Genomic DNA, 26,985 nt, shown 5'->3' with positions numbered 1-26,985 from the left:
GGCCCACAAATTCTTTACAGAGATCACTACAACCCTTTCGAGGTGTGGTGCACATCACAAGGAATACCTGACGGTTATCCGATTTCTGCCCGGTTTCTGCAATGGACGAGTCTGCCAACCCCCGGCTTCGATAAGGGACTTGGCATTCAGGGGGGCGGCGACATTTCCCCTCGTAATCGAGAAGGGAGTCGTGATGTCACCATCACGACGGATATTCAGCAGACGCCAGTCTCTGGCCATTTTCGGCGGGATTGCGGCAGGTACCGCACTGCCTATGGGGGCATTCGGGTCGCGGCCCGCGTACGCGGCGGGCACGGCGGCGGCCGACGGCGGCACCGGACTGCCCGGTACCGACCGCGGCAAGGTCGTGCAGGCGTACCGGACCGGCGGCCGCGCGGTGCGCACGGCCGCGGCGGCGGCGCTCGTCGGCAACGCGGACGACGTGGCCACGTTCCTCAGTGAGAGGCTGCCGGAGGCCACGGCCGAGGACAACCGCTTCACGCTCACCGAGGCCCTGGTCAGCGCGGGCAAGGCCACGCGTGCCGGGATCGGGCAGGCACTGTCCGGCGGGGACGCGGCGGTCGCGGCCTACCTGCAGGGCGGCTTCGCGACGGCGGTCACCGAGGACCTCGAAGTGGCCGTGACCACGGTCAATGCGCACGGCGGCAGGGCCGTCAAGCGTGAGTCCGCCGAGGCGCTGGAAGCCCGTACGGACTTCGCGCTGCGGGACTTCCTCAGCACCGGGCAGTACGACGCGCAACACGAGGACCAGCGCGTCGAGGTGACCTCCATCCTCGTGACCGCCTCGCCGCAGGTGCGGGAGTACGCGGAGCGGGCGCTCGACGACGGATCGCCGCGGGCTGTCCAGTGGTTCCTGACGACGGGGCAGTACATCGCCCGGGCGCGGGACGAGGAGACGGCGGAGATCCAGCAGCTGGTCAAGATCGTGGAGTCGGAGGGGCGGCGCGCCGAGCGCAAGACCGACGAGGCGGTCGAGCTGTCCGAGCAGGCGGTGAAGGCCGCCGAGAAGGCCAAGGCGGCCGCGCTGGAGGCGAAGGCCGAGGCGCAGGCCGCCGAGCAGGACGTGCAGCGCTCGGCCAAGGCCGCGAACAAGGCGGCGCGGGCCGCCCAGGGCGCCGCGGCCGCCGCGTCGACCGCGGTGTCCGCCTCGCGTACCGCCCAGGCCGCGGCCCGGCGCTCCGTGGCCGCCGCGAACGCTGCCTCGGCAGCCGCCGCCGCCGCGGGGCGCGCCGCATCGCGTGCCTACCGCGCCGCGATCAGCGCCTCCAAGAACGCGAACATGGCGGAGGCCGCCAACCAGGCGGCGCAGGCCGCGCGGGCCATGGTCAGCTGGGTCCGCACCGTGGCCGCGAAGGCCAGGCTCGCGGCCCTCGCCTCCGACGCGGCCGAGGCCGCGGGCAACGCGGCCGCGGGTGCCGCGGTCAACTCGGCCGCCGCCGCGCGTGCGTCGGCCGACGCGGCCGTGTCCGCCGGTGCCGCGCGGTCCGAGGCTGCCGAGGCACAGCGCCAGGCCGCCATCGCGGAGGCCGCCGCCGGCCGGGCCACGGCGGCCGCGAGCCGGGCCTCGACGCTGTCCCACAGGTCGGCCGCCGCCGCGCGTACCGCGTCCGCTGCCGCCGACAGCGCGGCCGACCACGCGGAGAAGGCCGCCGACGCCGCCGAGGAAGCGGCCCGGAACGCCGGCAAGGCCGTGGACTACGCCAACCGCTCCACCGCCGCCGCGAACGCCGCCGTGGAAGCCGCGAACAAGGCGTACGACGCGGTCACCGAGGCGCGCACGGTCGAGCAGGAGGCCAGGGAGGCCGAGATCGCGCGGCTCGAGGAGGAGACGGAAGAAGCGATCGAGGCCGCCAAGCAGCAGCGGGCCGCCGAGACCGACCGCCTCGAACGCGCCAACCAGGAGCGTACGCAGGAAGCGCGCCTGTCCGAGGAACTCGCCGCGCTGATCACCGCGATGGAGGCGGCGCTCAAGGACGGCCGGACCGGCGAGGCCGTGAGCAAGGGGCGGCAGGCCGCCGTCCAGCTGCTCGACCGGTCCGGTACGTGGACCCGCGAGGCCGCCGAGTTCGCGCTCGCCGGCTCGGACGAGGACGTCCTGCGCTGGATCGAGGCCGACCGGGCCATCGCGCTGCAGCAGGACAACGCGGAGAACGCCGCGGCCATCGCCGCGATCTCCACGCAGAACGTGGCCGAGGCCGCCGCGGCGGCGCTGCGGACCGAGGACGCCGCCACCATCAGGACGTTCCTGGAGAGGGGCGCGGTCGAGGCGGCCAGGGACGACAACGAGGTCGAGATCACCACGCTCCTCGCGGACACGTCCACCGGTACCGCCGTACGGCGTGCCGCCGAGGCCGCCCTGACGGACGGCTCCGCCGAGGCGCTGCACACCTTCCTGCACGTGAAGCGCGCCGCGGCCGTCCACGAGGACGACAAAGTGGCGGCCACCACGCTCCTGGTGAGCGGCGGCCCGTACGTCCAGGCCGCGGCGAAGGTCGCCCTCGAAGGCGACACGCACATGCTGCGCCAGTTCATCGGCACGACGCAGCACGAGTTCGCGCGGATCGACCACGATCACGCCACGCACATCAGCGCGATCCGGGCGGCGATCGCGCGGGCTGCCAAGGTCGCGCAGGACGCGCTCGAGGACGCGGCACGCGCCTCCGAGGCCGCGGCCATCGCCCGGCAGGCCGCCCAGGAGGCCACCGACTGGGCCACCAAGGCCGAGGGCTGGGCGAAGGACGCCAAGGCTTCCGCCGAGGAGGCCCGGCAGAACGCGGAGGCCGCCGAAGCCTCCGCGGCCGCCGCCGCCAAGTCCGCGCAGACCGCGGCGAACGCGGCCGCCGCGGCCCGCAAGGCGAGCAGTGTGGCGCGGGACGCGGCCAACCGGGCCGTGCGCTCCGCCTCGACCGCCGCGGCCTACGCCGCTGACGCGCAGGCCTCCGCGACGAAGGCCCGGCAGGCGGAACTCGCGGCGGGCAAGTCCTTCGCCGAGGCGGCCGTCGCCGCCACCGAGGCGCGGATCCTGGTCATCCAGGCCGCGATCCAGCAGGCGATCCAGGACGCGATCGACAACTCGAAGGTGCCGATCGACGGCGAGACCGGGCTTCCCGACGGCGCCGAGAGCTGTCTGACGCCGTTCGGCGACCCGATCGAGCACTCCAACAGCACCAACCCGTGGGAGCTGGGGTGGAGCTGGCTGACCGGCACCGGTCCCCAGTCGCAGTGTTTCGGTCCGAACGACGAATTCACCAAGATCTACCGCGAGCACGCGAACACCAAGGGCGTGATCGCGTACTTCCTCAGTGAATGGCAGCGCACCGGTAAGTACGAGCTGGGCCACACCTATATGTACGACTATCAGCTCAGCGGCTTCGACGGCGTCGGCAAATACCTCACGGACTACGGCACGCTCACCACGGCCGGACTCACCGGCAACCTCGCGTACACGTTCCTGGGCTCGCACCAGGTCCGTATGACTCCCATCCGGGAGAACGCGGACGGATCGGTCACCTGGCGCTACACCGCGTACAACGAATCGGACATCGAGTCGGCGACGCACCCTCCGGTCATCGGGTACACGGACTGGTGGAGCGACACCGTGGGCGCGTTCGTGGACAAGGTCGTCGGTGACGAGGGGCCGCTGTCGCCCAAGACCCAGGTGATCGAGTTCGACGTTACGCTGGGCCCGTGACACGCAAGAGGGCCGGTGAACGATGGCTCTTCGCCGTACTTGCCGCTTCGGCGGTGCTCGTCTCGGGGTGCTCGGGGGCGATCGACCCGGAGAAGCTGCCCGGTGTGTACCGCTCCGACGACGGCGGGCGGATCGAACTCTCCGCGAAGGGCACCTTCTCGGCCACCGGTGTGACGACGCGCGAGGGCGCGGAGCCGGTCGATTTCCGCGGCAGCTGGGAATACGAGGACCCGGGAACGTCGAGTGATTTCGTGTACCTGGGGGTCGAGGACGGCGGGCTCGGCAAGACCGCCGGAATCCAGCTCTATGTAGACGATCAGGACACGCTGTATTTCCAGTCCGATCCGGACGGGCCGGTCACGCAGGAGCTCGACAAGACGAACTGAGTGGTCTGACGGAGCCGGGCGGAAAGGGTGTGAAGTTCTCCTTCGCGCCCTTTCCCTCTTCTTCCCGGACGCCTCTCTGTGGGCCACATGGCGAGCTATTGCGAAGTCGTTATGGAGATCGCTACAACCCTTCCCGGGTGTGATGCGGATCACGATCCATACCCACCGGTTATCCGGTTTCCGTCCGTTTCAGGTATTGGACGCGCTCGCCAAGTGCCCGCTTCGATAAGGCACTTGAACCGAAGAACTGTCGAGTTTTAGGACTGTGATGAAGTCACGTAGCGCATTCGTGCGCATTCTGGGCGCCGCGGCCACCGCCGGCGCCCTGGCATGGGCCGTACTCGCCCAGGGCGGCGCGGGTGCCGCCGCCGGGTCCGCCACCGACGCCGTCGCCGATGGCACGCCCGGCTACGCCGTCGAGGACTACAACTACCCGAACGCCGACAAGATCCTGGCCGAGCAGAACGTCGTCCTCAAGCGCGGCGACGGCCACATCGTGCTCGCCGACTGCGCCGGCGGGGGCAACCTCCTGCAGTTCCTCGCGCGCGACCACGAGGACGTCTGCTTCGAGGTCACCGCCGACGAGGGCTTCCTGACCCTCGAACTTCCCTCGGTGCACGGGGTGAAGACGGACGACTCCACCAACACGCACCTGGAGATGACCGCCGAGGGCGACCAGGTCGAGTACGACATCCCCGCGGACACGTGGAAGGGCGTCGGCGAGTCCGTCGACGGCCGCGAGCACGTCCTGGTCGAGATCCGCGTCAACAACTAGCCGGGGTCGCCCCGTGAATGAGGAAACCACTCGTATGTCTTCCATCGGACGTCCCCGTCTGGCCGCGCTCGGCGCGGTCCTGGCCGCCGGGTCGCTGGCGCTGAGCACGGCGCCCGCCGTCGCCATCACCGGCGGCACACCGGTCGCCGGCTCGGACACCACGCACGCCTACACCGCGCAGATCGTCATCGGCGACCACGACCGCGGCTGCTCCGCCGTCCTCGTCGACGCCGAATGGCTGCTCACCGCGGCCAGCTGCTTCGCCGAGAACCCGGCCGCCTCGCTCGCCGTCCCGGCCGGCGTCCCCGCCAAGGCGACCACCGCAGTCATCGGCCGCTCCGACCTCTCCGGCACGCAGGGCGCCGAGCGCCGCGTCGTCGAGATCGTGCCGCGCACGGACCGCGATGTGGTCCTGGCCCGCCTCAACCGGCCCGTCACCAACGTGACCCCGGCCCAGCTCGCCACCACCGCGCCCGCGGCCGGCGCGGAGCTGACCTTCGCCGGATACGGCCGTACGAAGACCGAATGGGCGCCGCTCCAGCTGCACACCGGCACCTACACCGTCGACTCCACCGCGGCCACCTCCGCGGGCGTCACCGGCAAGGGCGGCGCGGCCGCCTGCATGGGCGACACCGGCGGCCCGGTCATCTCCGGCGGCAAGCTGGTCGGCCTCAACAGCCAGTCCTTCCAGGGCGGCTGCCTCGGCATCGACGAGACCCAGACCTCCACCGCGGGCGTCATCGCGCGCGTCGACGACCTCGCCTCCTGGATCGACGCGGCGGTCGGCGCCACCCGCATCGTCGACTTCAACGGCGACGCCGTCGAGGACATCGCCATCGGCGACCCGATGGCCACGGTCGGCGGCGACACCACCGCGGGTCTCGTCCGGGTCGTCCACGGCGGCGGCAAGGGCACCGCCGAGATCACCCAGGACCTCGACTGGGTGCCCGGCGGCACCGAGGCCGGGGACCACTTCGGCAACCACCTCGCGACCGTCGACTACAACGAGGACGGCTACACCGACCTCGTCGTCTCCGCGTCCGAGGAGAACGTCGGCAGCGCGGTCGACGCCGGCTTCGTCGACATCCTGTTCGGCGGCAAGAACGGCCTCGGCAGCGGACCGGCCACCCGCCACTTCGAACAGGGCTCCGGCAACGGCTCCATCAAGGGCTCCGCGCCGGAGACCGGCGACCGCATGGGTGCCTCCCTCGCCGCGGGCACCACCGCCGCGGGCGAGCCGTGGGTCCTGATCGGCACGCCGGGCGAGGCGCTCGGCTCGCTCGCCAAGGCGGGCGCTGCCTTCTACGTGCACGGCGACACCAACATCGCCATCAACCAGGACACCGCGGGCGTCCCCGGCGCGGCCGAGGCCAACGACGCCTTCGGCACGTCCGTCGCGGGCGACTCCAACTTCATCGCCATCGGCGCTCCCGGTGACGCCATCGGCGGTAACGCGAACGCCGGCAACCTGGCCGTGCTCAGCCACAAGCTGGACGCCACCGGACGGCCCACCGTGGTCGCGGGCCTGGACCAGGACAACGAGAAGATCAGCGGCGCCGCCGAGGCCGGTGACAAGTTCGGCCAGGCCCTCGCGCTGGTCGCCTACCGCCCGTCCGGTGCGGCCACGGCGACCGACTCGATCCTCGCCATCGGCGCGCCCGGCGAGGCCCTGGCCCCTGAGACCGGCGCCGCGCAGGCGGCCGGCGCGGGCAACGTCGTACTCCTGCACTTCTACGCCAACGGCACCTGGGACTACCTGCACGCGCTCAACCAGGGCTCCGCGACCGACGACCGTTCCGGCACGATCGAGGCCGGTGACTCCGTGGGCGCGTCCCTCAGCGCGGTCAACACCGCTCCCCGGAAGGTCGGTTCGGCCGACACGCTGAAGATCGCCGTGGGCGCACCCGGTGAGGACCTCGCGGGCTTCAGCGACGCCGGTGCCATCCACACCTTCTCGCTGATGGACGCGGCTGGCGCCAACGACCTGTGGATCGAGGCCGGCGACGGCGACGGCATCCCTGGTACCCCGGGTGAGGGCGAGAAGCTGGGCACGAGCATCCTCTTCACGCCGCGGAACCTCTACGCCGGTATGCCCTACGGGCCCACCGCCACCGGGGCCCTGCACGTCCTGCCCTTCCCGAACGCCGTGCCGGGCGGTACGAGCCTGCCGGCGACCACGTACCAGCCGGGCAAGGGCGGACTGCCTGCCAACGGCGACTACTTCGGGTACTCCGTGGGGTAACGGCTGCCGTCGTACGCCATGAGCCCCCGGGGGACCGTCCGGTGACGCTGCCGGTCGGTTCGGGGGCGGGCGCTTCTCGGCCCCGCCGGGCTTCGGCTCGGCGGGGCCGCGGGGGCGACCCCGACGGAAGGAGCCGTGAGGGCTAGGCGCGCGCCCGCCGCCGCTGCCAGGCGTAGCCGATGGCGGCCAGGACCAGCGTCATTCCGCCCGTCGAGTACAGCTGCACCCGCGTGTCCGGTTCCCGGGCCATCAGCACGAACACCGTGGCCATGCCCGCCAGTGCCACCCAGGTCAGCCACGGGAACGCCCACATGCGCACCACCAGCTTCTCGGGCGCCTCGCGCTCCAGACGGCGCCGCAGCCGCAGCTGCGAGACGGCGATGAAGATCCAGACGACCAGGATGACCGCGCCGATCATGTTCAACAGCCAGGAGAAGACGTCGTCCGGCCGCCAGTAGCTGAGCAGCACGCAGCCGAAGCCGAAGACCGAGGAGACGAGGACCGCGATCCGCGGCACCCCGCCCGACACCCGGCCCAGCGCCTTCGGGCCCTGGCCGCGCTCGACCAGCGAGTAGCCGATGCGCGAGGCTCCGTAGATGTTGGCGTTCATCGCGCTCAGCAGCGCGACCAGCACGACGACGTTCATCAGCTGACCGGCGCCCGGGATGCCGAGCTCGTCGAGGGCGGCGACGTACGGGCCCTTCGCCACGACCTCCTCGGAGTCCCAGGGCACCAGGGTGACGATCACCGCCATCGAGCCGATGTAGAACAGCGCGATCCGCCACATCGCCGTGCGCACGGCGCTCGCCACGCCCTTGACCGGGTTCTCCGACTCGGCCGCGGCGATGGTGACCGTCTCCAGGCCGCCGTAGGCGAACACCGAGGCGAGCAGGCCGATGATCAGGCCGTTGCCGCCGTTCGGCAGGAAGTCGTTCAGATGGGAGGCGCCGGGGGAGTCGGTGCCGGGCAGGACGCCGGCGATCGCCAGCACGCCGAGCACCAGGAACAGCGAGATCGCGCCGACCTTGAGGGTGGCGAACCAGAACTCGAACTCGCCGAAGTTCTTCACGGCGGCCAGGTTCGTCCCGCAGAACACCACCATGAACAGCGCCACCCACGCCCACTCGGGCGTGCCCGGCAGCCAGCCGTGCACGATCTGGGCCGCGCCGATGCCCTCCAGGCCGACGGCCGTGCACAGCAGCACCCAGAACGACCAGCCCGCGGTGAAACCGGCCCAGGGGCCGATCGCCCGCTCGGCGTGGGCGGAGAAGGAGCCCGACGAGGGATACGCGGCGGACATCTCGCCCAGCATCCGCATCACCAGCATCACGAGGAGACCGGAGAGGGTGTAGGCGACGACGATCGACGGCCCGGCGGCGGCGATGCCGGCCCCGGACCCGACGAACAGCCCGGCGCCGATGACACCGCCGAGGGCGATCATCGACAGGTGGCGCTGCTTGAGGCCGTGCGAGAGGGAGGCGCCGTCCGGCTGCGGCGGCGCCTCGGTGGTGGTGCTGTTGGACATCGTGCGGCTCGTCCAATGCGTGGGGGACGGGGGTAAAACGCCCACAGTCTCGGCGGTGCCGCCACCCTGCGACAGCGGCTGCCCACCATGCGGACGACCGCAATACGGAACGTGACGGTCCGGTAGCCCGTCGGTGCCGTCGTCCTCCACGGGTCCCCGGCCCTCCGCGGCTCCGCGGTCTTTGGCGGGACTCCACAGCCGGTGCCCGCCGCCCCGGGGGTGACGCTCACCTCCCCACCTCAGTGACCGGTATCACCCCGGACCGCGTGTGCCCGGCGTTCTTTGTCGGAAGCCCACCAAGCCCTCGATCCGGCCTTTGTCGAGCGCTGCTCGTGATCGGCTCCGGGCCGCTGGGATAGCGTCGCGGTGTCCCGACATGTCCACACCACCGCGGAGTCCCCATGAGCACCGCTGCCGTCCCCGCCCGCACCGGGCAGGTCCTCGCCGACCTCATCCCCTCCTCCCGAGTCCGTGACATCGCGCTCGTGGCGGGCGGCGCCGTGCTCACCGGCCTCGCCGCCCAGATCGCGGTGCCCGTCCCCGGCTCCCCGGTGCCGGTGACCGGCCAGACCTTCGCGGCGCTGCTCGTCGGCACCTCCCTCGGCGCCGGCCGCGGCCTGCTGTCCCTCGCGCTGTACGCGCTGGTGGGCATGGCGGGCGTGCCGTGGTTCGCGGAGGGCGGTTCCGGCACCGGCGCCCCGTCCCTCGGCTATGTCTTCGGCATGCTGCTCGCCGCCACGGTCGTGGGCGCCCTCGCCCGCCGCGGCGCCGACCGCTCGATGCTGCGCACGGCCGGCACGATGCTGCTGGGCGAGGCGATCATCTACGCCGTCGGCGTCCCGTACCTGGCCCTCGCCGCCGACATGTCCCTCAGCGCCGCGGTCGCGGCCGGCCTCACGCCGTTCCTGATCGGCGACGCCCTCAAGGCCGCCCTGGCCATGGGCGTGCTGCCGGCCGCCTGGAAGCTGGCCGGCAAGCGGTGACGCCGTAGCCGCCGACACGCAAGAGGCTCGCCCGGTCGCAGTACGACCCGGCGAGCCTCTTCGTCTTCCCGCCGTACGGCGACGGGTCCGTCAGCTCCTGCGGGCGACGACCCGCTGCTTCATGACGGCGATGACGACCACGATCGCCGCGACGAGCAGCGTCAGCAGCACCGTGGTGCGCCCGTCGTGCTCGGTGTCGGTCAGCATGTAGCCCAGCACGAAGACGATGACCGCGGCGGTCACCCAGGTCAGGTACGGGTACAGCCACATCCGCACGACCAGCTTCTCCGGCGCCTCGGCCTGGATGATCTTCCGCAGCCGCAGCTGCGAGAAGCAGATGACCAGCCAGACGAAGAGCGCCACGGCGCCCGACGAGTTGAGCAGGAAGAGGAAGACCGTGTCGGGGAACTTGTAGTTGAAGAAGACCGCGACGAAGCCGAAGACGACGGACGAGAGGATCGCCGTCTGCGGCACCCCGCGCCGGGTGGTCCGGGCGAACGCCTTCGGCGCGTCCCCGCGCTGGCCGAGCGAGAAGGCCATGCGGGACGCCGTGTACAGCCCGGAGTTGAGGCAGGACAGCACGGACGTCAGCACGATGAAGTTCATGACCTCACCGGCGTTCGGGATCCCGAGCGAGTCGAGGGCGGCGACGTAGGAGCCCAGGTCGACGATCGACTGGGAGTCCCACGGCAGCAGGGTCACGACGACGAAGATGGAACCGAGGTAGAAGACGGCGATACGCCAGATGATGCTGTTCGTCGCCTTGGTCACGGCCCGCTGCGGGTCCTCGGACTCACCGGCGGCCAGGGTGGGGATCTCGCTGCCCATGAAGGAGAAGACGACCAGCAGCACGCCGGTGAGGACGGCTCCCGGGCCGTGTGGCAGGAACCCGCCGTGCGCGGTCAGATTGGACAGCCCCGCCTGGTCGCTGTCGACGCCCGGCAGCACGCCGAAGACGGCCAGTCCGCCGACGACGATGAACGCGGCGATCGCGACGACCTTGATCCCGGCGAACCAGAACTCGAACTCGCCGTAGGAACCGACCGAGGCGAGGTTGGTGGCGGTCAGCACCACCATCACGATGAGAGCCCAGCCCCACTGGGGCACGGCCGGTATCCAGCCTTCGAGGATCTTGGCGCCGGCGGTCGCCTCCACGGCCAGCACGACGACCCAGAAGAACCAGTAGAGCCAGCCGATGGAGAACCCGGCCCAGGGCCCGAGCGCGCGGTCGGCGTGCGCGGAGAAGGAACCGGACGTCGGATTGGCGGCGGACATCTCGCCGAGCATCCGCATCACGAACACCACGAGGGTGCCGACGAGGGCGTACGACAGGAGAATGCCGGGTCCGGCCGTGGCGATACCGGAACTGGATCCCACGAACAGCCCGGCCCCGATGACACCGCCAATGGCGATCATCGAAAGGTGGCGGTTCTTGAGTCCGGCCTGGAGCCCGGACCCGGGTTCTCCGGGGTCTCCGGGGCCGTTCCCGGCCTTTGTCAGGGTCGGCTGCGAAGTCATGGGGTGTTTTTCCTTTGCGCCGGTCGATCATTTACCCGTACGAGCGGTGTACGAGCCGGACCAGTGAAACGGAGGTGAACGAATTCGGGAACCTTTGATTCCGGATCGTTACTTGAGCTCCCCCTGAGGTTCCACAGCTTCTCTCCCTCTTTTCACAGCCGACACCCGACGCTGCTTCCCCGCGGCCCGCGTGTCACACTCGACGCATGCGCGTGTATCTCGGCTCCGACCATGCGGGCTACGAACTCAAGAACCACCTCGTCGAGTGGCTCAAGGCGGCGGGCCACGAGCCCGTCGACTGCGGCCCGCACCTCTACGACGCCCAGGACGACTACCCGCCCTTCTGCCTCCGCGCGGCCGAGCGGACGGCCGCGGACCCCGACGCCCTCGGCATCGTGATCGGCGGCTCCGGCAACGGCGAGCAGATCGCGGCGAACAAGGTCAAGGGCGTCCGTGCGGCGCTGGCCTGGAGCGAGGAGACGGCGTCCCTCGGCCGCCAGCACAACAACGCCAACGTCGTGGCCGTCGGCGCGCGCATGCACTCGCAGGAGGAGGCGACGAAGTTCGTCGAGACCTTCCTCGCGACCCCGTTCTCCGGTGACGAGCGCCACATCCGCCGCATCGACATGCTGTCGTCCTACGAAACGACGGGCGACCTCCCGCCCATCCCCCCGCACCACCCGCAGCAGTAACGACGTCGCCCGGGCGGCCTTCCCCCGCTGCGTGAGCACGGGGGAGGGGCGCAGGGGACGGAGTCCCCGCCGGGGTCCGGGGCGGAGCCCCGGAGACGAGTCCCGCCTCCCGGCCGACCGAGTCGGGCGGACGGATGGGGAAAGACCACGAAAGGACCCCCGTGCCAGAGGGGCACACGATCCACAGGCTGGCCCAGGACTACGCCACCGCCTTCGCCGGCACGGCAGTGCACGTCAGCAGCCCCCAGGGCAAGTTCTCCGACGCCGCCGCCCTCCTCACCGGCACGGAACTCACCCGCACCGAGGCCCACGGCAAGCACCTCTTCCTCGGCTTCGGCGCCGCCGGAACCGACTGGGTCCACATCCACCTCGGCCTCTTCGGCAAGGTCGCCTTCGGTGAGACCCCCGCGCCCCCGCCCACGGACACCGTCCGCCTCCGCCTCGTCAACGACACCGCCTACGTCGACCTCCGCGGCCCCACCACCTGCGCCCTGATCACGGACCCCGAGAAGCAGGCCGTACACGACCGCCTCGGCCCCGACCCGCTGCGTCCCCCGGGCGACGGCAACGACCCCCGCACCGCCTACGCCCGGATCTCCCGCAGCCGCACCACCATCGCCGCGCTGCTCATGGACCAGAAGGTCGTCGCCGGCGTCGGCAACGTCTACCGCGCCGAGGTCCTCTTCCGGCACGGCATCGACCCGTACCGCCCCGGCCGGGACATCACCCCCGCCGAGTGGGACACGATCTGGCGCGACCTCGTCGAGCTCATGCGCGAGGGCGTCCGCAACAACCGCATCGACACCGTCCGCCCGGAGCACACCCCCGAGGCCATGGGCCGCCCGCCCCGCGTCGACGACCACGGCGGCGAGGTCTACGTCTACCGCCGCACCGGCGGCCCCTGCCACCTGTGCGGCGACGCCGTCCGCACCGCCGGCCTCGCCGCCCGCAACCTCTTCTGGTGCCCGACCTGTCAGAAGAACTGACCGCCGACCGGGGCAGCCCCGGCCGTCAGAACCCGTGCGGCAGCCACGGCGCCACGTCCGACGCGAACCCCACCGACGCCTCCGCCAGCGCACCGGACCGCAGCTCCCGCACCCGCCCGGCCGCGCCCAGCGAGCCCAGGGTGACGCCCCCGAGGTAGGCCGCCCCCAACTCCCGTACGGACAGGGCGAGATCCGCCGCGTCGGACGTACGCTCGCAGGACGCTCCCTTCGCGTCCCCCGACAGCCGCCAACGCCCCTCGTTCCAGGGGCAGAAGGCGTCCTCGACCTCGAACACGACGTCCACCGGCGCCTGGTAGGTACGCGCCGCCAGCGCGGCCCCCACATCCACCAGACGCACGTACAGCGCGTCCCGCAGCTGCGGCCGGCACCGCCGGATGTCGGACACCTGGTACTGCCACGCCTCGTCGACCGGCCGCCCGCGCATGGTCAGCTTCGTCGTCAGGTCGATGCCGAACAGGAAGCGCCACAGCGCCGACCGGGTCGCCGGGTCCAGCCCCGCCAGGTCCTGCAGGACGACCGTGCCGTCGGGCCCCGAGGGCCCCCAGTCCGGCCGCACCCGGAACCGCGCGTACCCCGTGACCTCCCCGTCCCGCCGGGCGACCACGCACTGCAGCGGCGACGCGCCGTCCCGGCTGCTCTCCGGGTCCAGCAGTCCCAGCCGCTCCCAGCCGGGCAGCCGGGCCAGCATCCCCGGCCGCCCGGGCACCAGCCGCGCGTACACGGCCTCGCACTCGTCGAGGACGTCCGCGGGCTCGGCGTACCGCAGCCGTACGTCGTCCGTCCCGTCCGGCACCGACAGGCGGACCCGGTCCGTCTCGATCTCGGCGTTCACCTGGAAGGTCGCGGCGCCGTAGCCGAACCGGCCGTAGATCGCCGGTTCCGAGGCCGTCAGCACGGCCAGCGGCTCGCCCCAGGACCGTACGTCGTCCAGTTGCCGTCGCATCATCGACGTCAGCACGCCCCGGCGCCGGTGGGTGGCGGCGACGCCGACCATGGTGACCCCCGCGGCGGACACCAGCGCACCGCCGGGCACGGTCATCCGGAACGCGAACGCGCCCGACGTCCCGACGCACTCGTCCCCGTCCCACACGCCGAGGGAGCGGTCGCACCGCGTCAGCTCCCGGTACAGTGCCAGCTCCTCGGCGGGTTCCGGGACGCCGCCGAAGGCACGGATCAGCATTCCGTACCACGTGTCCCATTCGTCCGGCCGCAGCACGCGCAGCCCGCTCGTGGGGTCGAACCCGCCGGTGTTGCCGCTGCCGCCGATCCGGCCGATGCCGTCATTGCCCATGGCCCCATGCCTACCAGGGGCCCGCAAGGACGGGCGAGGGAATTTCCGCCAGGTTGCGGCGCGACGGCCGTTCGTGAAGTTCACTGTGAAGTCCGGCCTCGGACGGGGGACAAGTAGGACCTCCCGTGCCGAGCGACCGGTCCGATGGATAGGGTCCCGAACTAATGGCAGCAGGACGACAGCGGCGCGCGGAAGCCGAGACGTTCACGGCACGGTGGAACAAGCAGTGGCACCGGGCCCGCGTCGGCATGCGCAGATCCGCCGTCGACTACTTCCGCGGCGACGGCTCGGACTGGATCGCGCTCGCCGGGCTGCTGCTGATGATCCCCGTCATCGCGGCCACCACGATGGTGAACTCCGTGTGGTGCTCACCGGCCGCGCTGGTGCTGCCGATCGTCGCGGGCGGTCTGCTGCTGCGCCCGGCGAGCCTGCTCGGTCTGTACGCGGCGGCGGCCACCGCCCTGATCGTGGAGTCGGTGCAGCTGGGCCCCTACACCGAGGGCCCCTCCCGGGTCACCCCCGGCGTGGTCCTGGTCGTCGCGGCCTGCGGTTTCTTCGGGCTGCTGATCGCCCAGTTCCGCAGCCGGGTCGGCGTGCCCTGGCGGCGCGGCGGCACCATGCTCTTCGACCTTCGCGAACGCATCCGCGTCCAGAGCAAGCTGCCCCAGCTGCCGCAGGGCTGGCACCGGGAGATGGCGCTGCGCCCGGCCGGCGGCCAGTCCTTCTCCGGCGACTTCGTGGTCGCGGCCCGCACCAACGGCGGCCGGACCCTGGAGGTCGTCCTCACCGACGTGTCCGGCAAGGGCATGGACGCGGGCTCCCGCGCGCTGCTGCTGTCGGGCGCCTTCGGCGGACTGCTGGGCAGCCTGCCCCCGCACTCCTTCCTGCCGGCCGCCAACGGCTATCTGCTCCGGCAGGACTGGGACGAGGGCTTCGCCACCTCCATCCACCTCGTCCTGGACCTCGACTCCGGCGACTACGAGCTGTACTCCGCCGGACATCCGCCGGGCCTCCAGCTCAGCGCGGGCACCGGCCGCTGGGAGGAGAAGTCCGCCGAGGGACCGCTGCTGGGCGTGTACGACGGTGCCCAGTTCGACCCGGTGAAGGGCTCGCTGCGCCCCGGAGACGTGTTGATGCTGTTCACGGACGGTCTGGTGGAGACCTCCGACCGCGACATCGCCGAGGGCATCGACCGCCTCACCGGTGAGGCCGACCGCTATGTCGCCGGCGGCTTCCACGGCGCCGCCTGGCACCTGATCGAGGCGGTGGCCAAGGACGTCAACGACGACCGGGCGCTCCTGCTGATCTGCCGCGAGGGCCCGACGGCCCAGTGGACGACGGCGGCGGACTGACACACTGGACCGCGTGTCCCGCACCCCGTCACCCACCCCCGGGCCCACCGGCCGGCTCTCCCTGGCCGACGTCGAGGCCACCGCCCGCGCCGCCCACGCCGGACAGACCGACAAGGCCGGACGGCCGTACGCCGAACACCTGCTGGCCGTCGCCGAGGGCGTCCGGCGGCGCGGCGGGGACGACGAGCAGATCGCCGCGGCCTGGCTGCACGACTCGGTCGAGGACGACGCGCTGTCGCAACGATGGCTGCGCGAGGCCGCGCTGAGCACCCGCACCAAGGACATCGTGCTCGCGCTCACCAAACGCGCCGGGGAGCCGCCCGAGGCGTACGCCGCGCGCATCCTCGCCACGCCCGGCGCGCTGCTGGTCAAGGAGGCGGACCTGGCGCACAACGCGGACCCGGCGCGGCTGGCGGTCCTCGACGGGGCGACCCGCGCACGGCTGACCGAGAAGTACGCCCGGATGCGCGCCCTTCTCGGCCTGCGCGGCTAGGCCGGAACCTTCTCGCGCTTCTCGTCCGCCCGCAGGCGTTCCCCGCGTCCGGGCGCCGGCGCGACGGCTTCCCGCCTGAACGCCCACTCCATCCCCGGTTCCATCACGCACCGGAAGACGCGCCGCACGGGCCTGGTGCACAGCAGCGTGACGGCCGCCGCGGCCAGGACCGTCGCGGCGAACTCACCCAGCGGCCGGTGCAGCGCGGGCTGGTCGAAGAGGCCGGTGTAGTAGCCGGCCTTGATCAGGAAACCGTGCAGGAGATAGCCGTACAGCGTGCCCGTGCCCAGCGCCGTGAACCAGGTGCGCCGGCCCGGCACCCAGGAGAAGAAGCAGGCCGTCAGCAGCACCGAGCAGCCGAAGAGCGCGAGCACCATGACCGGTCCGGTCCACCACGGGGCGCCCATCTCCTGCGCGGCGGAGTTGCGGTACACCCAGCCCAGGTCCATGTGCGGCGACGCCCACCAGCCGACGAGCAGCGCGGCCGCGAACACCGGCACCGACGCGATCCGCACCGAACGGCGCCGCACCAGACGGAAGTGCTCGGGCCGCAGGCACAGGCCCAGCACGAAGCAGGGCAGGAACTGCAACAGCCGCTGCATGTCCAGGTCGTCACCGATCTCCGGCGCCATCGAGGCCAGCATGGCGACGCCCAGCGCGACGGGCAGCGGGTGGCGGATCGCCTTCCACAGCGGGGTGGTCAGACGCCAGACGAACAGCGCGCACAGGAACCACGTCAGGTACCAGGGGTCCAGCAGGCTGATCACGTGCTGCGGATCGTCCCCGGCGAAGCGCTGGAAGAGCGCGTAGGCGGTCTCGAAGACGACGTACGGCACGGCGACGCCGGTGATCAGCCGTCTGACCCGGTCGGGGCGCATGTCGAAACTCCGGGAGAAGTACCCGGAGATGATGACGAACGCCGGCATGTGGAAGACGTAGACCACCGTGTACAGCGTCTCCAGGACCCGGCTGTCGTCGTTGAGCGGGTCCCAGGAGTGGCCCATGGCCACCAGCACGATCGCCAGGTACTTGGCGTTGTCGAAGAACGCGTCGCGTCGCGCGCCGGACGGGGCCGCACCCGTCGTCGACCTCGCTGCGTTGGGTGGGGACGAGGCAGCGTTGAACATCTGAGGCACCCTAGCGTTGTCCAAGTGATCCCGTAAAACCCTCCCCGCCCCACCCGTATTCGGTCTCATGGGGCTCTCCGCGACTACCCCGAATTCCGCGAGAGTTGACCCTCCGAATTACGTGACAGGTCCCACAGTCCCCGCTGTCGCCGGGCGTCAACGGGTGCCCAACAGGCCCGTATTGTCATGACTCTTCGGCACTAAAGCAGGCATAAGCCCGCCGGGGGACTCCGCTGGAATGTCCGCGTCCGGTCGTCTTCGGCGGGCGCGCTCGGGGCCCTCGCGGGTCCGTGAAGACAATTCGAGATACCTGCGAACGCGTTGTGCGCTCATTGAAACGGAACAGTTCGAATTCCCCGTGCGGGTGTCGTGTCGAATTCCTGTACGGGGCGTGCCTGTCGGGCCTGCCCGCGTGCGCCGGGGAGCGCGTCTGGCCGGATAACGGCCGGACGATGTGTCACCTGCCGCATGACGGGGCCCGGTTGGTGGCACGATGGTTCTGGCGGGGGTGCGCGGGGTCGCATCCCCGGGCCGGGAGAGCGGACCGACCTAGGGTGTGATCAGTTGTGGCCATTTCATTGTCAGTGGTGCTGCTGTTGGCGATCATCCTGGTGGTGCTGCTGCGAGGAGGCTCCATCAAGGCGGGCCCCGCGATCGTCGCGGTCCTCTTCGGCTTCTTCCTGGCCTCGACCGGCATGGCCGACGACATCCAGCGGTTCCTGAACTCGATAGCGGAGACGATCAACTCCATCCAGTTCTAGGGCGCACCCCGGCGCGCTCCCGGCGCACAAAGGCCTCCGGCCCGGTCCCCTCGGGGGACCGGGCCGGAGGCCTCTCGGAGCGGGCGACGGGAATCGAACCCGCGTAGCCAGTTTGGAAGACTGGGGCTCTACCATTGAGCTACGCCCGCACAGTGCGCACCGCAGGTCGGCGACCGCGGCACTGCAGGCATCGTAGCGGGTCGTGCCCCCTCCCCGCACACCCCTTCCCGTGCGCACCCCGCGTCCGCGCCCCCGCGGGAGAACCTTGCGGGGAACGCGCGCGGGAAAAGACGGCGGCCCGGGCACTCGGCGGCATGTACCCTACGTGTCGCACCAGACGGGGTGTGGCGCAGCTTGGTAGCGCGTCCGCTTTGGGAGCGGAAGGCCGTGGGTTCAAATCCCGCCACCCCGACCATCCACCGGCCGGCCACCGAGATCGACGGCGGCCCGTGGGCGGACCACCCGCGGATCACCGGTGGCGATCGGGAGTGATCGCCTTTTGGGCCGTGTAGTCGCTGCCGTTACTATGCAAGCTGCACGCCCGTGTGTCTCAGAGTCTGCAGTCTCCGGGCGGCGAAATCCGCCGGACGCCCTCCGCGCCGGCAGAACCCAAGCAGTCAGCCACAAGGAGACCGAACCGTGAAGAGCGCCGTGGAGACCCTGAACCCGACTCGGGTTCGGCTCACTGTCGAGGTGCCCTTCGAGGAGCTCAAGGACAGCCTCGACGCGGCGTACAAGAAGATCAACCAGCAGGTCACGGTGAAGGGCTTCCGCAAGGGCAAGATCCCGGCCCGGGTCATCGACCAGCGGTTCGGCCGCGGTGCGGTCCTGGAGGAGGCGGTCAACGACGCGCTTCCGAAGTTCTACACCGACGCGGTCAACGAGGCCGAGCTGAACCCGCTCGGCCAGCCCGAGGTCGACATCACGGAGCTGAAGGACGGCGAGACGCTGAACTTCACCGCCGAGGTCGACGTCCGCCCGACCGTCGAGATCCCGGACTACTCCGGCATCGAGGTCGAGGTCGACGCCGTCGAGGTCAGCGACGAGGACGTCGAGAAGTCGGTCGAGCAGCTGCGCGAGCGCTTCGCCTCCACCTCCCCGGTGGAGCGCGCCGCCGAGGACGGCGACGTGGTCACCCTCGACCTGAAGGCCAAGGTCGACGGCGAGGTCCTCGAGGACGGCATCGCCGACGGCGTGTCCTACACCATCGGCTCCGGTGAGCTGCTGGACGGCATCGACGACGCCGTGAAGGGCCTGGAGGCCGGTGGCGAGGCCACCTTCACCTCCGAGCTCAAGGGCGGCTCGGCGGCCGGCAAGGAGGCCGAGGTCACCGTCAAGGTCACCCAGGTCGCCAAGCGGGAGCTGCCCGAGCTGGACGACGACTTCGCGCAGCTCGCGTCGGAGTTCGACACGCTGGACGAGCTCAAGGCCGACAGCCGCAAGCGCCTGGCCAACATGAAGCAGTACGACCAGGCCACCCAGGCCCAGGAGCGCGTGCTGGACAAGCTGCTCGAGCTGGTCGAGGTCCCGGTCCCCGAGAAGCTCCTCGAGGACGAGATCAACACCCGTAAGCACAACCTCGAGCACCACCAGCTCGGCCAGATGGGCCTCACCCTCGACAAGTACCTGGAGCTCCAGGGCAAGACCGCCGAGGAGTTCGACGCCGAGACCCGCGAGGCCGCGGTCAAGGGCATCAAGACCCAGTTCGTCCTCGACGAGCTGGTCAAGCAGGAGAAGCTCAACGTCAGCCAGGAGGAGCTCACCGAGCACCTCATGCGGCGCGCGGCCTCCTCCGGCATGTCCCCCGACCAGTTCGCCCAGGCCGTCGTCGAGCAGGGCCAGGTCCCGCTCCTCGTCGGCGAGGTCGCCCGCGGCAAGGCCCTGGCCGCCGTGGTCGAGAAGGCCACGGTCAAGGACACCAACGGCGAGATCGTCGACCTGGACGACGAGGAGGAGGAGACGGAGGCCGCCGAGGCCACCGCCGAGACCACCGAGTCCGCCGACGACAAGGCCGACGAGAAGACCGAGGGCTGATCCCTCGCGCCGTCCCCGACGGATGTGAAACGGGCCCCGGACGTCTGACGCCGGGGCCCGTTCGTCGTACGGCCGGACAGCCCACCCAGGGGCGCGGGGAACTGCGCGAGCGACCACAATGGACCCGCACCCGGCGACGAGCTCGCGCCCCGACGGCGAGATCCCGCATCCGCGTACGGCTACGCCCCCGGCGAACACCCGCAGAACCGGGATGGCACCGCAGGCCCCCCGCGTTAGGGTCCATGAATACGAGGGCAGGGGAGTCTCCGAATCGGCTTCCAGCCCCGCAGGGAAACGTGAGACGGCCCGGCGCCGTCGTAAGACGAGCAGGTGGATACGTGACGAATCTGATGCCCTCAGCCGCCGGCGAGCCCTCCATCGGTGGTGGCCTCGGCGACCAGGTCTACAACCGACTGCTCGGCGAGCGGATCATCTTCCTCGGCCAGCCCGTGGACGACGACATTGCCAACAAGATCACCGCACAGCTGCTGCTCCTTGCCTCCGATCCGGACAAGGACATCTTCCTTTACATCAACAGCCCGGGCGGTTCGATCACGGCCGGCATGGCGATCTACGACACCATGCAGTACATCAAGAACGACGTGGTGACGATCGCCATGGGCCTCGCGGCCTCGATGGGACAGTTCCTGCTCAGCGCGGGCACGCCCGGCAAGCGCTTCGCCCTGCCGAACGCCGAGATCCTGATCCACCAGCCCTCGGCCGGCCTGGCCGGCTCCGCCTCGGACATCAAGATCCACGCCGAGCGGCTGCTGCACACCAAGAAGCGCATGGCCGAGCTCACGTCCCAGCACACCGGTCAGACGGTCGAGCAGATCACCCGCGACTCGGACCGCGACCGCTGGTTCGACGCCTTCGAGGCCAAGGAGTACGGCCTCATCGACGACGTCATCGCGACGGCCGCCGGCATGCCGGGCGGCGGCGGCACGGGCGCCTGAGCCTCGTACCGCCCCGAGCCGACCGCCTCAGCCTCTTTCCAGGAGACACTGTGAACGACATCCCCGGCAGCGGCCTGTACGACCGCACGCGCGCCGAGTACACCGGCCCGTCCGCCGAGTCCCGCTACGTCATCCCGCGCTTCGTCGAGCGCACCTCGCAGGGCGTGCGCGAGTACGACCCGTACGCGAAGCTCTTCGAGGAGCGCGTGATCTTCCTCGGCGTGCAGATCGACGACGCCTCCGCCAACGACGTCATGGCCCAGCTGCTGTGCCTGGAGTCGATGGACCCGGACCGCGACATCTCGGTCTACATCAACAGCCCCGGCGGCTCCTTCACGGCGCTCACGGCGATCTACGACACGATGCAGTACGTGAAGCCGGACATCCAGACGGTCTGCATGGGCCAGGCGGCCTCCGCCGCCGCCGTCCTGCTGGCCGCCGGCACGCCGGGCAAGCGCATGGCGCTGCCGAACGCCCGCGTCCTGATCCACCAGCCGTACAGCGAGACGGGCCGCGGTCAGGTCTCCGACCTGGAGATCGCCGCCAACGAGATCCTGCGCATGCGCGCGCAGCTGGAGGAGATGCTGGCCAAGCACTCCACCACGCCGGTCGAGAAGATCCGCGAGGACATCGAGCGCGACAAGATCCTCACGGCCGAGGACGCGCTGAGCTACGGCCTGATCGACCAGATCATCACCACCCGGAAGATGGACAACTCCTCCCTGCGCTAGGCGGGAGGCTGTAACGTCTGCCGCCCCTTGGCACGGTTTGGCGCGGTTCACGTCAAAGCGAACCGTGCCAAGGGGGGCCCGGACGGGGGGCCCGGCAAGGTACCGTCGGACATAAGGCAGCACCAGGAGTCAGCCGGCCGTCGACCTCATGTCGACGGCTGGGGGTCTCCCAGGCGAAGGGGAAGCACACCGTGGCACGCATCGGTGACGGCGGCGATCTGCTCAAGTGCTCGTTCTGCGGCAAGAGCCAGAAGCAGGTCAAGAAGCTCATCGCAGGGCCCGGTGTCTACATCTGCGACGAGTGCATCGATCTCTGCAACGAGATCATCGAGGAAGAGCTCGCCGAGACCAGCGAGGTGCGCTGGGAGGAGCTCCCCAAGCCCCGCGAGATCTACGAGTTCCTCGAGGGGTACGTGGTGGGCCAGGAGGCGGCCAAGAAGGCCCTCTCCGTGGCGGTGTACAACCACTACAAGCGCGTCCAGGCCGGCGAGAACGGCGGCGCCCAGGGCCGCGAGGACGCCATCGAGCTGGCGAAGTCCAACATCCTGCTGCTGGGCCCCACGGGCTCCGGCAAGACCCTGCTGGCCCAGACCCTCGCCCGCATGCTGAACGTCCCGTTCGCGATCGCCGACGCCACGGCGCTCACCGAGGCCGGGTACGTCGGCGAGGACGTCGAGAACATCCTGCTGAAGCTGATCCAGGCCGCGGACTACGACGTCAAGAAGGCCGAGACCGGGATCATCTACATCGACGAGATCGACAAGGTCGCGCGGAAGAGTGAAAACCCGTCGATCACGCGCGACGTGAGCGGCGAGGGCGTCCAGCAGGCCCTGCTCAAGATCCTCGAGGGCACCACGGCGTCGGTGCCGCCGCAGGGCGGGCGCAAGCACCCGCACCAGGAGTTCATCCAGATCGACACGACGAACGTGCTGTTCATCGTGGGCGGTGCCTTCGCGGGCCTGGAGAAGATCATCGAGGGCCGGGCCGGCGCCAAGGGCATCGGCTTCGGCGCGACGATCCGCTCCAAGCGGGAGATCGAGTCCAAGGACCAGTTCGAGCAGGTCATGCCGGAGGACCTGGTGAAGTTCGGGATGATCCCCGAGTTCATCGGCCGTCTCCCGGTCATCACCTCGGTCCACAACCTCGACCGCGAGGCCCTGCTGCAGATCCTGGTCGAGCCGCGCAACGCGCTGGTGAAGCAGTACCAGCGCCTGTTCGAACTCGACGGCGTGGAGCTGGACTTCGAGCGCGAGGCCCTCGAGGCCATCGCCGACCAGGCCATCCTCCGCCAGACCGGCGCCCGCGGCCTGCGCGCCATCATGGAGGAAGTCCTCCAGGGCGTCATGTACGAGGTCCCGTCCCGCAAGGACGTCGCCCGCGTCGTCATCACGGCCGACGTGGTCCTCTCCAACGTCAACCCGACGCTCATCCCCCGCGACTCGCGCGGCCGCGGCCCGGGCGAGCAGAAGACGGCGTAGCCGTCGCCGTACGCATACGGAAGGGGCCCGGTCGACCGACCGGGCCCCTTCGGCGTTCGTCCTGCGCGCCGGCGTCAGGCCTTGACGCGGACCTCCTTGCGGAGCTTGGCGGTGATCTCGGCCGCCTCGGCGGGGTCGGTCTTCTTGCCGCCCGCGATGTCCAGCAGGTTCATCGGCATGACGAAGCCGAGGGTGCTGTGGTCACCCCAGATGCAGTACGTCATGGTCATCGACTTCGGCTCGTTCGCGCCGCCGTCGGAGTTGTCGACCTTGGCCTCCTGGCACTTGATGACAGCGCCTTCGAGGGAGGAGGGCTTGTACTCCTTCGGGTCGCCGACCAGGGTGACGTCCTCGTCCTCGCCGCCCGTCTGGCTCTCCTTCTTCATGTGGGCGAACATCGCGTCGACGGTCTTCTCGGGGTCGTCGATCGTGCCGTAGACGCCGCCGAAGGAGAGCATCTTCGCGGCCAGCGGGTTGTCCTCGTTGCCCGCTTCGTACGAGGCGCTGACGTCCTTGGGGTCCTTCACCCCCCACTGAGCGGCGTCCTTCATGTCGCTCTCGTCCATGGTGTTGCTGTCGCTCTCGCCCTTTTTGTACTCACCGAGCACCGTGGCAGGAGTCGTCAGCTTGTGGGGGCCGTCGTCGGCGATGTCGCCGGCGCCTGAGCCGCCGCCCCCGCCGATCACGAAGTACGCGCCCACGCCGATCGCCGCCACGACCGCGACCACGCCGATGATCAGGCCCGTCTTCTTCTTGCCGCCGGCCGGCGCCGGGGGCTGGGGCATGCCGTAGGGCTGCTGGCCGTAGGGGGCCTGCGGCGGGACACCGCCCTGCGCGGGCTGCTGCGGGTAGCCGTAGCCCTGCTGCGGGGGAGGCGCCTGCTGCGGGTAGCCGTAACCCGGCTGGGCGGGAGGCGTCTGCTGGGGGTAGCCGTAGCCGGGCTGGGGGGCCTGCGGCGGCTGCTGGCCGTACGGTCCCGGCTGGCCGTACGGCCCGGGCTGCTGAGGCTGCCCGCCGTACGGGCCCGGCTGGTTGTGACTCATTGCTGGGTTCCCCTCCAGATGCTTACGTGGTGCTGACATCCTGACGCAGACCTGGCGTGCGCAGGTCACCGGGGGGCGGCACCGTTACAAAGGAATGCGTTTCGGGACACGGTCGTGACGCCCTTAAACTGAGCGCGTGACCGAGAACGCTCAGCAGCAGCCACCAGCGCCCGACACCGAACTGCCGACCACCTATGCGCCGGCCGACGTAGAGGGGCCGCTGTACGAGCGCTGGGTAGAGCGGGGCTACTTCGAGGCGGACGCCAAGAGCGACAAGCCGCCGTTCACCGTCGTCATCCCGCCGCCGAACGTCACGGGCAGCCTGCACCTCGGGCACGCCTTCGAGCACACGCTCATCGACGCCCTGACGCGCCGCAAGCGCATGCAGGGGTTCGAGACGCTCTGGCAGCCCGGCATGGACCACGCCGGCATCGCCACGCAGAACGTCGTCGAGCGGGAGCTCGCCAAGGAGGGCAAGTCCCGCCACGACCTGGGCCGGGAGGCCTTCGTCGAGCGGGTCTGGAAGTGGAAGGGCGAGTCCGGCGGGCAGATCTCCGGCCAGATGCGCCGCCTCGGCGACGGCGTCGCCTGGTCGCGCGAGCGCTTCACCATGGACGAGGGCCTCTCCCAGGCCGTCCAGACCATCTTCAAGCGGCTCTACGACGACGAGCTGATCTACCGCGCCGAGCGCATCATCAACTGGTGCCCGCGCTGCCTGACCGCGATCTCCGACATCGAGGTCGAGTACCAGGACGACGACGGCGAGCTCGTCTCCATGAAGTACGGCGACGGGGACGACACCATCGTCGTCGCCACCACCCGTGCCGAGACGATGCTCGGTGACACCGCCGTCGCCGTCCACCCCGAGGACGAGCGCTACAAGCACCTCGTCGGCAAGCTCATCAAGCTGCCGCTGACCGACCGTTCCATCCCGGTCGTCGCGGACGAGCACGTCGACCCCGAGTTCGGCACGGGCGCCGTCAAGGTGACGCCGGCCCACGACCCGAACGACTTCGAGATCGGCCAGCGGCACGACCTGCCGTCCCTCACCGTGATGGACGAGCACGCCGTCATCACCGCCCACGGCCCCTTCCAGGGCCTGGACCGGCTCGAGGCCCGCTCCGCCATCGTCGCCGCACTGCGCGCCGAGGGCCGGATCGTCGCCGAGAAGCGGCCCTACGTCCACAGCGTCGGCCACTGCTCGCGCTGCAAGACCACCATCGAGCCGCGCCTGTCCATGCAGTGGTGGGTCAAGGTCGGCCCGCTCGCGAAGGCGGCCGGTGACGCCGTCCGCGACGGCCGCGTCAAGATCCATCCGCAGGAGATGGAGAAGCGGTACTTCGACTGGGTCGACAACCTCCACGACTGGTGCATCTCGCGGCAGTTGTGGTGGGGCCACCGCATCCCCGTCTGGTACGGGCCGAACGGCGAGGTGGTCTGCGTCGGACCGGACGACGAGGCGCCGACCGGCGAGGGCTGGCACCAGGACACCGACGTCCTCGACACCTGGTTCTCCTCCGGCCTGTGGCCCTTCTCCACGCTGGGCTGGCCCGAACAGACCGAGTCGCTCGCGAAGTTCTACCCGAACTCGGTCCTGGTCACCGGCTACGACATCCTCTTCTTCTGGGTCGCCCGGATGATGATGTTCGGCCTCTACGCGATGGACGGCACCCCGCCGTTCCACACCATCGCCCTGCACGGCATGGTCCGCGACCAGTTCGGCAAGAAGATGTCGAAGTCCTTCGGCAACGCGGTCAACCCGCTGGACTGGATGGACAAGTACGGCTCCGACGCCCTGCGCTTCACCCTGGCGCGCGGTGCCAACCCGGGCGTGGACGTCCCGATCGGCGAGGACTGGGTCCAGGGCTCGCGGAACTTCGCCAACAAGATCTGGAACGCGACGCGGTTCGCGCTGATGAACGGCGCGACGGTGGACGGCCCGCTGCCGGAGCCGTCGGCGATGTCCGCCACCGACCGGTGGATCCTGTCGCGGCTGAACTCGGTCGTCGCCGAGGTGGACGCGTACTACGACGACTTCCAGTTCGCGAAGCTGTCGGACGCGCTGTTCCACTTCGCGTGGGACGAGGTCTTCGACTGGTACGTCGAGCTGTCCAAGACCACCTTCCAGGCGGGCGGCGAGGCCGCCGAGGTCTCCAAGCGGGTCCTCGGCGAGGTCCTGGACGTCACGCTGAGGCTGCTGCACCCGGTCGTGCCCTTCGTCACCGAGACGCTGTGGACCACGCTGACCGGTGGCGAGTCCGTCGTCATCGCGGACTGGCCGGCCGACAGCGGCTTCCGGGACGCGGACGCGGAGCGGGAGATCGGGACGGTTCAGTCCGTCATCACCGAGGTGCGGCGCTTCCGGGCCGACCAGGGCCTGCAGCCCGGGCAGCGGGTCCCGGCCCGGCTGACGGTCGACGGCACGGCGCTCGCCCCGCACGAGGCGGCGATCCGGCAGCTCCTGCGGCTCCAGCCGGAGGGGGAGTCCTTCACGGCGACGGCGACGCTGCCGGTGGCGGGGGCCGAGGTCGCGCTGGACCTGTCCGGGGTGATCGACTTCGCGGCGGAGCGGAAGCGGCTGGCGAAGGACCTTGCCGCGGCGGAGAAGGAGAAGGCGCAGGCCAACGGCAAGCTCGGCAACGAGGCGTTCCTCGCGAAGGCGCCGGATCACGTCGTCGACAAGATCCGGGGGCGGCTGGCCAAGGCGGACGAGGACATCGCGCGGATCGCTGCGCAGCTGGAGCGGTTGCCGCAGGCGTAGCCGCCAAGACGGAATGAAGGCTCCCGGTGCCGTTGCAGGCACCGGGAGCCTTCACGTGCCTCAGGGGTGCGGGGAACTGCGCGACCAGCCACGAACCACCCGCACTCGCCGCGAAACC

At 70.6% G+C, this 26,985-nt stretch carries 20 protein-coding genes and 2 tRNA genes; 16 read left to right on the top strand and 6 right to left on the bottom strand.

What is annotated here, in order from left to right; genetic code table 11:
• The first annotated feature begins 274 nt into the window (after positions 1–274).
• The 4 genes from ACIRG6_RS03255 to ACIRG6_RS03240 all read left to right on the top strand — a co-directional run bounded on the left by ACIRG6_RS03255 (position 275) and on the right by ACIRG6_RS03240 (position 7,115).
• Positions 275–3,712 (top strand): ALF repeat-containing protein, encoded by a 3,438-nt coding sequence (locus ACIRG6_RS03255; RefSeq protein WP_364819315.1) that lies wholly within the window; start codon positions 275–277, stop codon positions 3,710–3,712.
• Entirely contained in the window at positions 3,709–4,098 is a 390-nt protein-coding gene (locus ACIRG6_RS03250; RefSeq protein WP_364679663.1) for a hypothetical protein, read from the top strand. Before ACIRG6_RS03255 ends, ACIRG6_RS03250 begins: the two co-directional genes overlap by 4 nt.
• Positions 4,099–4,366: 268 nt before the next feature.
• Positions 4,367–4,873, top strand: coding sequence for a hypothetical protein (locus ACIRG6_RS03245; RefSeq protein WP_350726779.1), 507 nt, complete (start codon positions 4,367–4,369; stop codon positions 4,871–4,873).
• A 34-nt stretch (positions 4,874–4,907) separates the two neighbouring features.
• A complete protein-coding gene (locus ACIRG6_RS03240; protein ID WP_364679660.1) occupies positions 4,908–7,115 on the top strand; it encodes a S1 family peptidase in 2,208 nt (735 codons plus the stop codon).
• Between the two features lie 142 nt (positions 7,116–7,257).
• Here the strand turns inward: ACIRG6_RS03240 and ACIRG6_RS03235 are convergent, their stop codons facing one another.
• The gene (locus tag ACIRG6_RS03235) at positions 7,258–8,640 is read right to left on the bottom strand and encodes an amino acid permease (protein WP_364679658.1); all 1,383 of its coding nucleotides are present in this window, start codon (positions 8,638–8,640) and stop codon (positions 7,258–7,260) included.
• A gap of 401 nt (positions 8,641–9,041) precedes the next feature.
• Between ACIRG6_RS03235 and ACIRG6_RS03230 the strand changes: the two genes are divergently transcribed.
• Positions 9,042–9,623 carry a biotin transporter BioY gene (locus tag ACIRG6_RS03230; RefSeq protein WP_364679656.1) on the top strand — a complete coding sequence of 194 codons (582 nt, stop codon included), beginning with the start codon at positions 9,042–9,044 and terminating at the stop codon, positions 9,621–9,623.
• Positions 9,624–9,713: 90 nt separating this feature from the next.
• Here ACIRG6_RS03230 and ACIRG6_RS03225 read toward each other — a convergent pair whose 3' ends face one another.
• The gene (locus ACIRG6_RS03225; protein ID WP_364679653.1) at positions 9,714–11,141 is read right to left on the bottom strand and encodes an amino acid permease; all 1,428 of its coding nucleotides are present in this window, start codon (positions 11,139–11,141) and stop codon (positions 9,714–9,716) included.
• A gap of 206 nt (positions 11,142–11,347) precedes the next feature.
• Here ACIRG6_RS03225 and ACIRG6_RS03220 point away from each other — a divergent pair, with 206 nt between their 5' ends.
• A complete protein-coding gene (locus ACIRG6_RS03220) occupies positions 11,348–11,833 on the top strand; it encodes a ribose-5-phosphate isomerase (protein WP_318218559.1) in 486 nt (161 codons plus the stop codon).
• Between the two features lie 161 nt (positions 11,834–11,994).
• Positions 11,995–12,819: an Fpg/Nei family DNA glycosylase gene (locus ACIRG6_RS03215; protein ID WP_364679650.1), complete on the top strand. Its 825-nt coding sequence runs from the start codon at positions 11,995–11,997 to the stop codon at positions 12,817–12,819.
• Between the two features lie 25 nt (positions 12,820–12,844).
• Here ACIRG6_RS03215 and ACIRG6_RS03210 read toward each other — a convergent pair whose 3' ends face one another.
• Positions 12,845–14,020 (bottom strand): GNAT family N-acetyltransferase, encoded by a 1,176-nt coding sequence (locus ACIRG6_RS03210; protein ID WP_364679718.1) that lies wholly within the window; start codon positions 14,018–14,020, stop codon positions 12,845–12,847.
• A 275-nt stretch (positions 14,021–14,295) separates the two neighbouring features.
• Between ACIRG6_RS03210 and ACIRG6_RS03205 the strand changes: the two genes are divergently transcribed.
• On the top strand, positions 14,296–15,483 hold the full coding sequence (locus ACIRG6_RS03205) for a PP2C family protein-serine/threonine phosphatase (RefSeq protein WP_350726599.1): 1,188 nt from the start codon (positions 14,296–14,298) through the stop codon (positions 15,481–15,483).
• Positions 15,484–15,496: 13 nt separating this feature from the next.
• Positions 15,497–15,976 (top strand): HD domain-containing protein, encoded by a 480-nt coding sequence (locus ACIRG6_RS03200; RefSeq protein ID WP_350726597.1) that lies wholly within the window; start codon positions 15,497–15,499, stop codon positions 15,974–15,976.
• On the opposite strand, the gene ACIRG6_RS03195 is transcribed toward ACIRG6_RS03200, so the two are convergent.
• Positions 15,973–17,103 (bottom strand): acyltransferase family protein, encoded by a 1,131-nt coding sequence (locus ACIRG6_RS03195; RefSeq protein WP_350726595.1) that lies wholly within the window; start codon positions 17,101–17,103, stop codon positions 15,973–15,975. The two genes, ACIRG6_RS03200 and ACIRG6_RS03195, sit on opposite strands and share 4 nt — an antisense overlap.
• Before the next feature lie 566 nt (positions 17,104–17,669).
• Here ACIRG6_RS03195 and ACIRG6_RS03190 point away from each other — a divergent pair.
• On the top strand, positions 17,670–17,864 hold the full coding sequence (locus ACIRG6_RS03190) for a hypothetical protein (RefSeq protein WP_123999966.1): 195 nt from the start codon (positions 17,670–17,672) through the stop codon (positions 17,862–17,864).
• A 78-nt stretch (positions 17,865–17,942) separates the two neighbouring features.
• On the opposite strand, the gene ACIRG6_RS03185 is transcribed toward ACIRG6_RS03190, so the two are convergent.
• A tRNA-Gly gene (locus ACIRG6_RS03185) sits at positions 17,943–18,013 on the bottom strand.
• 189 nt (positions 18,014–18,202) lie between these two features.
• On the opposite strand from ACIRG6_RS03185, the gene ACIRG6_RS03180 reads away from it, so the two are divergent.
• From ACIRG6_RS03180 to clpX, 5 genes are all read left to right on the top strand, one after another.
• Positions 18,203–18,279, top strand: a tRNA-Pro gene (locus ACIRG6_RS03180).
• A gap of 224 nt (positions 18,280–18,503) precedes the next feature.
• Positions 18,504–19,898, top strand: a complete 1,395-nt coding sequence (tig, locus tag ACIRG6_RS03175; RefSeq protein WP_403320429.1) for a trigger factor — start codon at positions 18,504–18,506, stop codon at positions 19,896–19,898.
• A 350-nt stretch (positions 19,899–20,248) separates the two neighbouring features.
• Complete coding sequence (locus ACIRG6_RS03170) at positions 20,249–20,854, top strand: ATP-dependent Clp protease proteolytic subunit (protein WP_030399935.1); 606 nt, start codon at positions 20,249–20,251, stop codon at positions 20,852–20,854.
• Positions 20,855–20,904: 50 nt separating this feature from the next.
• Complete coding sequence (locus ACIRG6_RS03165; protein ID WP_308299267.1) at positions 20,905–21,585, top strand: ATP-dependent Clp protease proteolytic subunit; 681 nt, start codon at positions 20,905–20,907, stop codon at positions 21,583–21,585.
• A gap of 191 nt (positions 21,586–21,776) precedes the next feature.
• Positions 21,777–23,063: an ATP-dependent Clp protease ATP-binding subunit ClpX gene (gene clpX, locus ACIRG6_RS03160; RefSeq protein WP_189234495.1), complete on the top strand. Its 1,287-nt coding sequence runs from the start codon at positions 21,777–21,779 to the stop codon at positions 23,061–23,063.
• Between the two features lie 74 nt (positions 23,064–23,137).
• On the opposite strand, the gene ACIRG6_RS03155 is transcribed toward clpX, so the two are convergent.
• Positions 23,138–24,106, bottom strand: coding sequence for a hypothetical protein (locus ACIRG6_RS03155; RefSeq protein WP_392124034.1), 969 nt, complete (start codon positions 24,104–24,106; stop codon positions 23,138–23,140).
• Between the two features lie 136 nt (positions 24,107–24,242).
• Between ACIRG6_RS03155 and ACIRG6_RS03150 the strand changes: the two genes are divergently transcribed.
• Positions 24,243–26,867 carry a valine--tRNA ligase gene (locus tag ACIRG6_RS03150; protein ID WP_225636783.1) on the top strand — a complete coding sequence of 875 codons (2,625 nt, stop codon included), beginning with the start codon at positions 24,243–24,245 and terminating at the stop codon, positions 26,865–26,867.
• Positions 26,868–26,985: the final 118 nt, after the last annotated feature.

It is taken from the genome of Streptomyces flaveolus (genome assembly GCF_044765825.1).
Taxonomy (GTDB): Bacteria; Actinomycetota; Actinomycetes; order Streptomycetales; family Streptomycetaceae; genus Streptomyces; species Streptomyces flaveolus.
Note: the sequence above shows the minus strand (reverse complement) of the source record. Positions and strands in the feature narration are given on the sequence as shown.

What these genes read in the sequence shown, in the direction of transcription:
- ACIRG6_RS03210 (WP_364679718.1), bottom strand. Translation starts at nt 14,020, where the DNA reads ATGCTGATCCGTGCCTTCGGCGGCGTCCCGGAACCCGCCGAGGAGCTG.
- ACIRG6_RS03155 (WP_392124034.1), bottom strand. Translation starts at nt 24,106, where the DNA reads ATGAGTCACAACCAGCCGGGCCCGTACGGCGGGCAGCCTCAGCAGCCC.
- ACIRG6_RS03240 (WP_364679660.1), top strand. Translation starts at nt 4,908, where the DNA reads ATGTCTTCCATCGGACGTCCCCGTCTGGCCGCGCTCGGCGCGGTCCTG.
- ACIRG6_RS03235 (WP_364679658.1), bottom strand. Translation starts at nt 8,640, where the DNA reads ATGTCCAACAGCACCACCACCGAGGCGCCGCCGCAGCCGGACGGCGCC.
- ACIRG6_RS03255 (WP_364819315.1), top strand. Translation starts at nt 275, where the DNA reads ATGGGGGCATTCGGGTCGCGGCCCGCGTACGCGGCGGGCACGGCGGCG.
- ACIRG6_RS03205 (WP_350726599.1), top strand. Translation starts at nt 14,296, where the DNA reads ATGGCAGCAGGACGACAGCGGCGCGCGGAAGCCGAGACGTTCACGGCA.
- ACIRG6_RS03245 (WP_350726779.1), top strand. Translation starts at nt 4,367, where the DNA reads ATGAAGTCACGTAGCGCATTCGTGCGCATTCTGGGCGCCGCGGCCACC.
- ACIRG6_RS03225 (WP_364679653.1), bottom strand. Translation starts at nt 11,141, where the DNA reads ATGACTTCGCAGCCGACCCTGACAAAGGCCGGGAACGGCCCCGGAGAC.
- ACIRG6_RS03220 (WP_318218559.1), top strand. Translation starts at nt 11,348, where the DNA reads ATGCGCGTGTATCTCGGCTCCGACCATGCGGGCTACGAACTCAAGAAC.
- ACIRG6_RS03170 (WP_030399935.1), top strand. Translation starts at nt 20,249, where the DNA reads ATGCCCTCAGCCGCCGGCGAGCCCTCCATCGGTGGTGGCCTCGGCGAC.
- ACIRG6_RS03230 (WP_364679656.1), top strand. Translation starts at nt 9,042, where the DNA reads ATGAGCACCGCTGCCGTCCCCGCCCGCACCGGGCAGGTCCTCGCCGAC.
- ACIRG6_RS03195 (WP_350726595.1), bottom strand. Translation starts at nt 17,103, where the DNA reads ATGTTCAACGCTGCCTCGTCCCCACCCAACGCAGCGAGGTCGACGACG.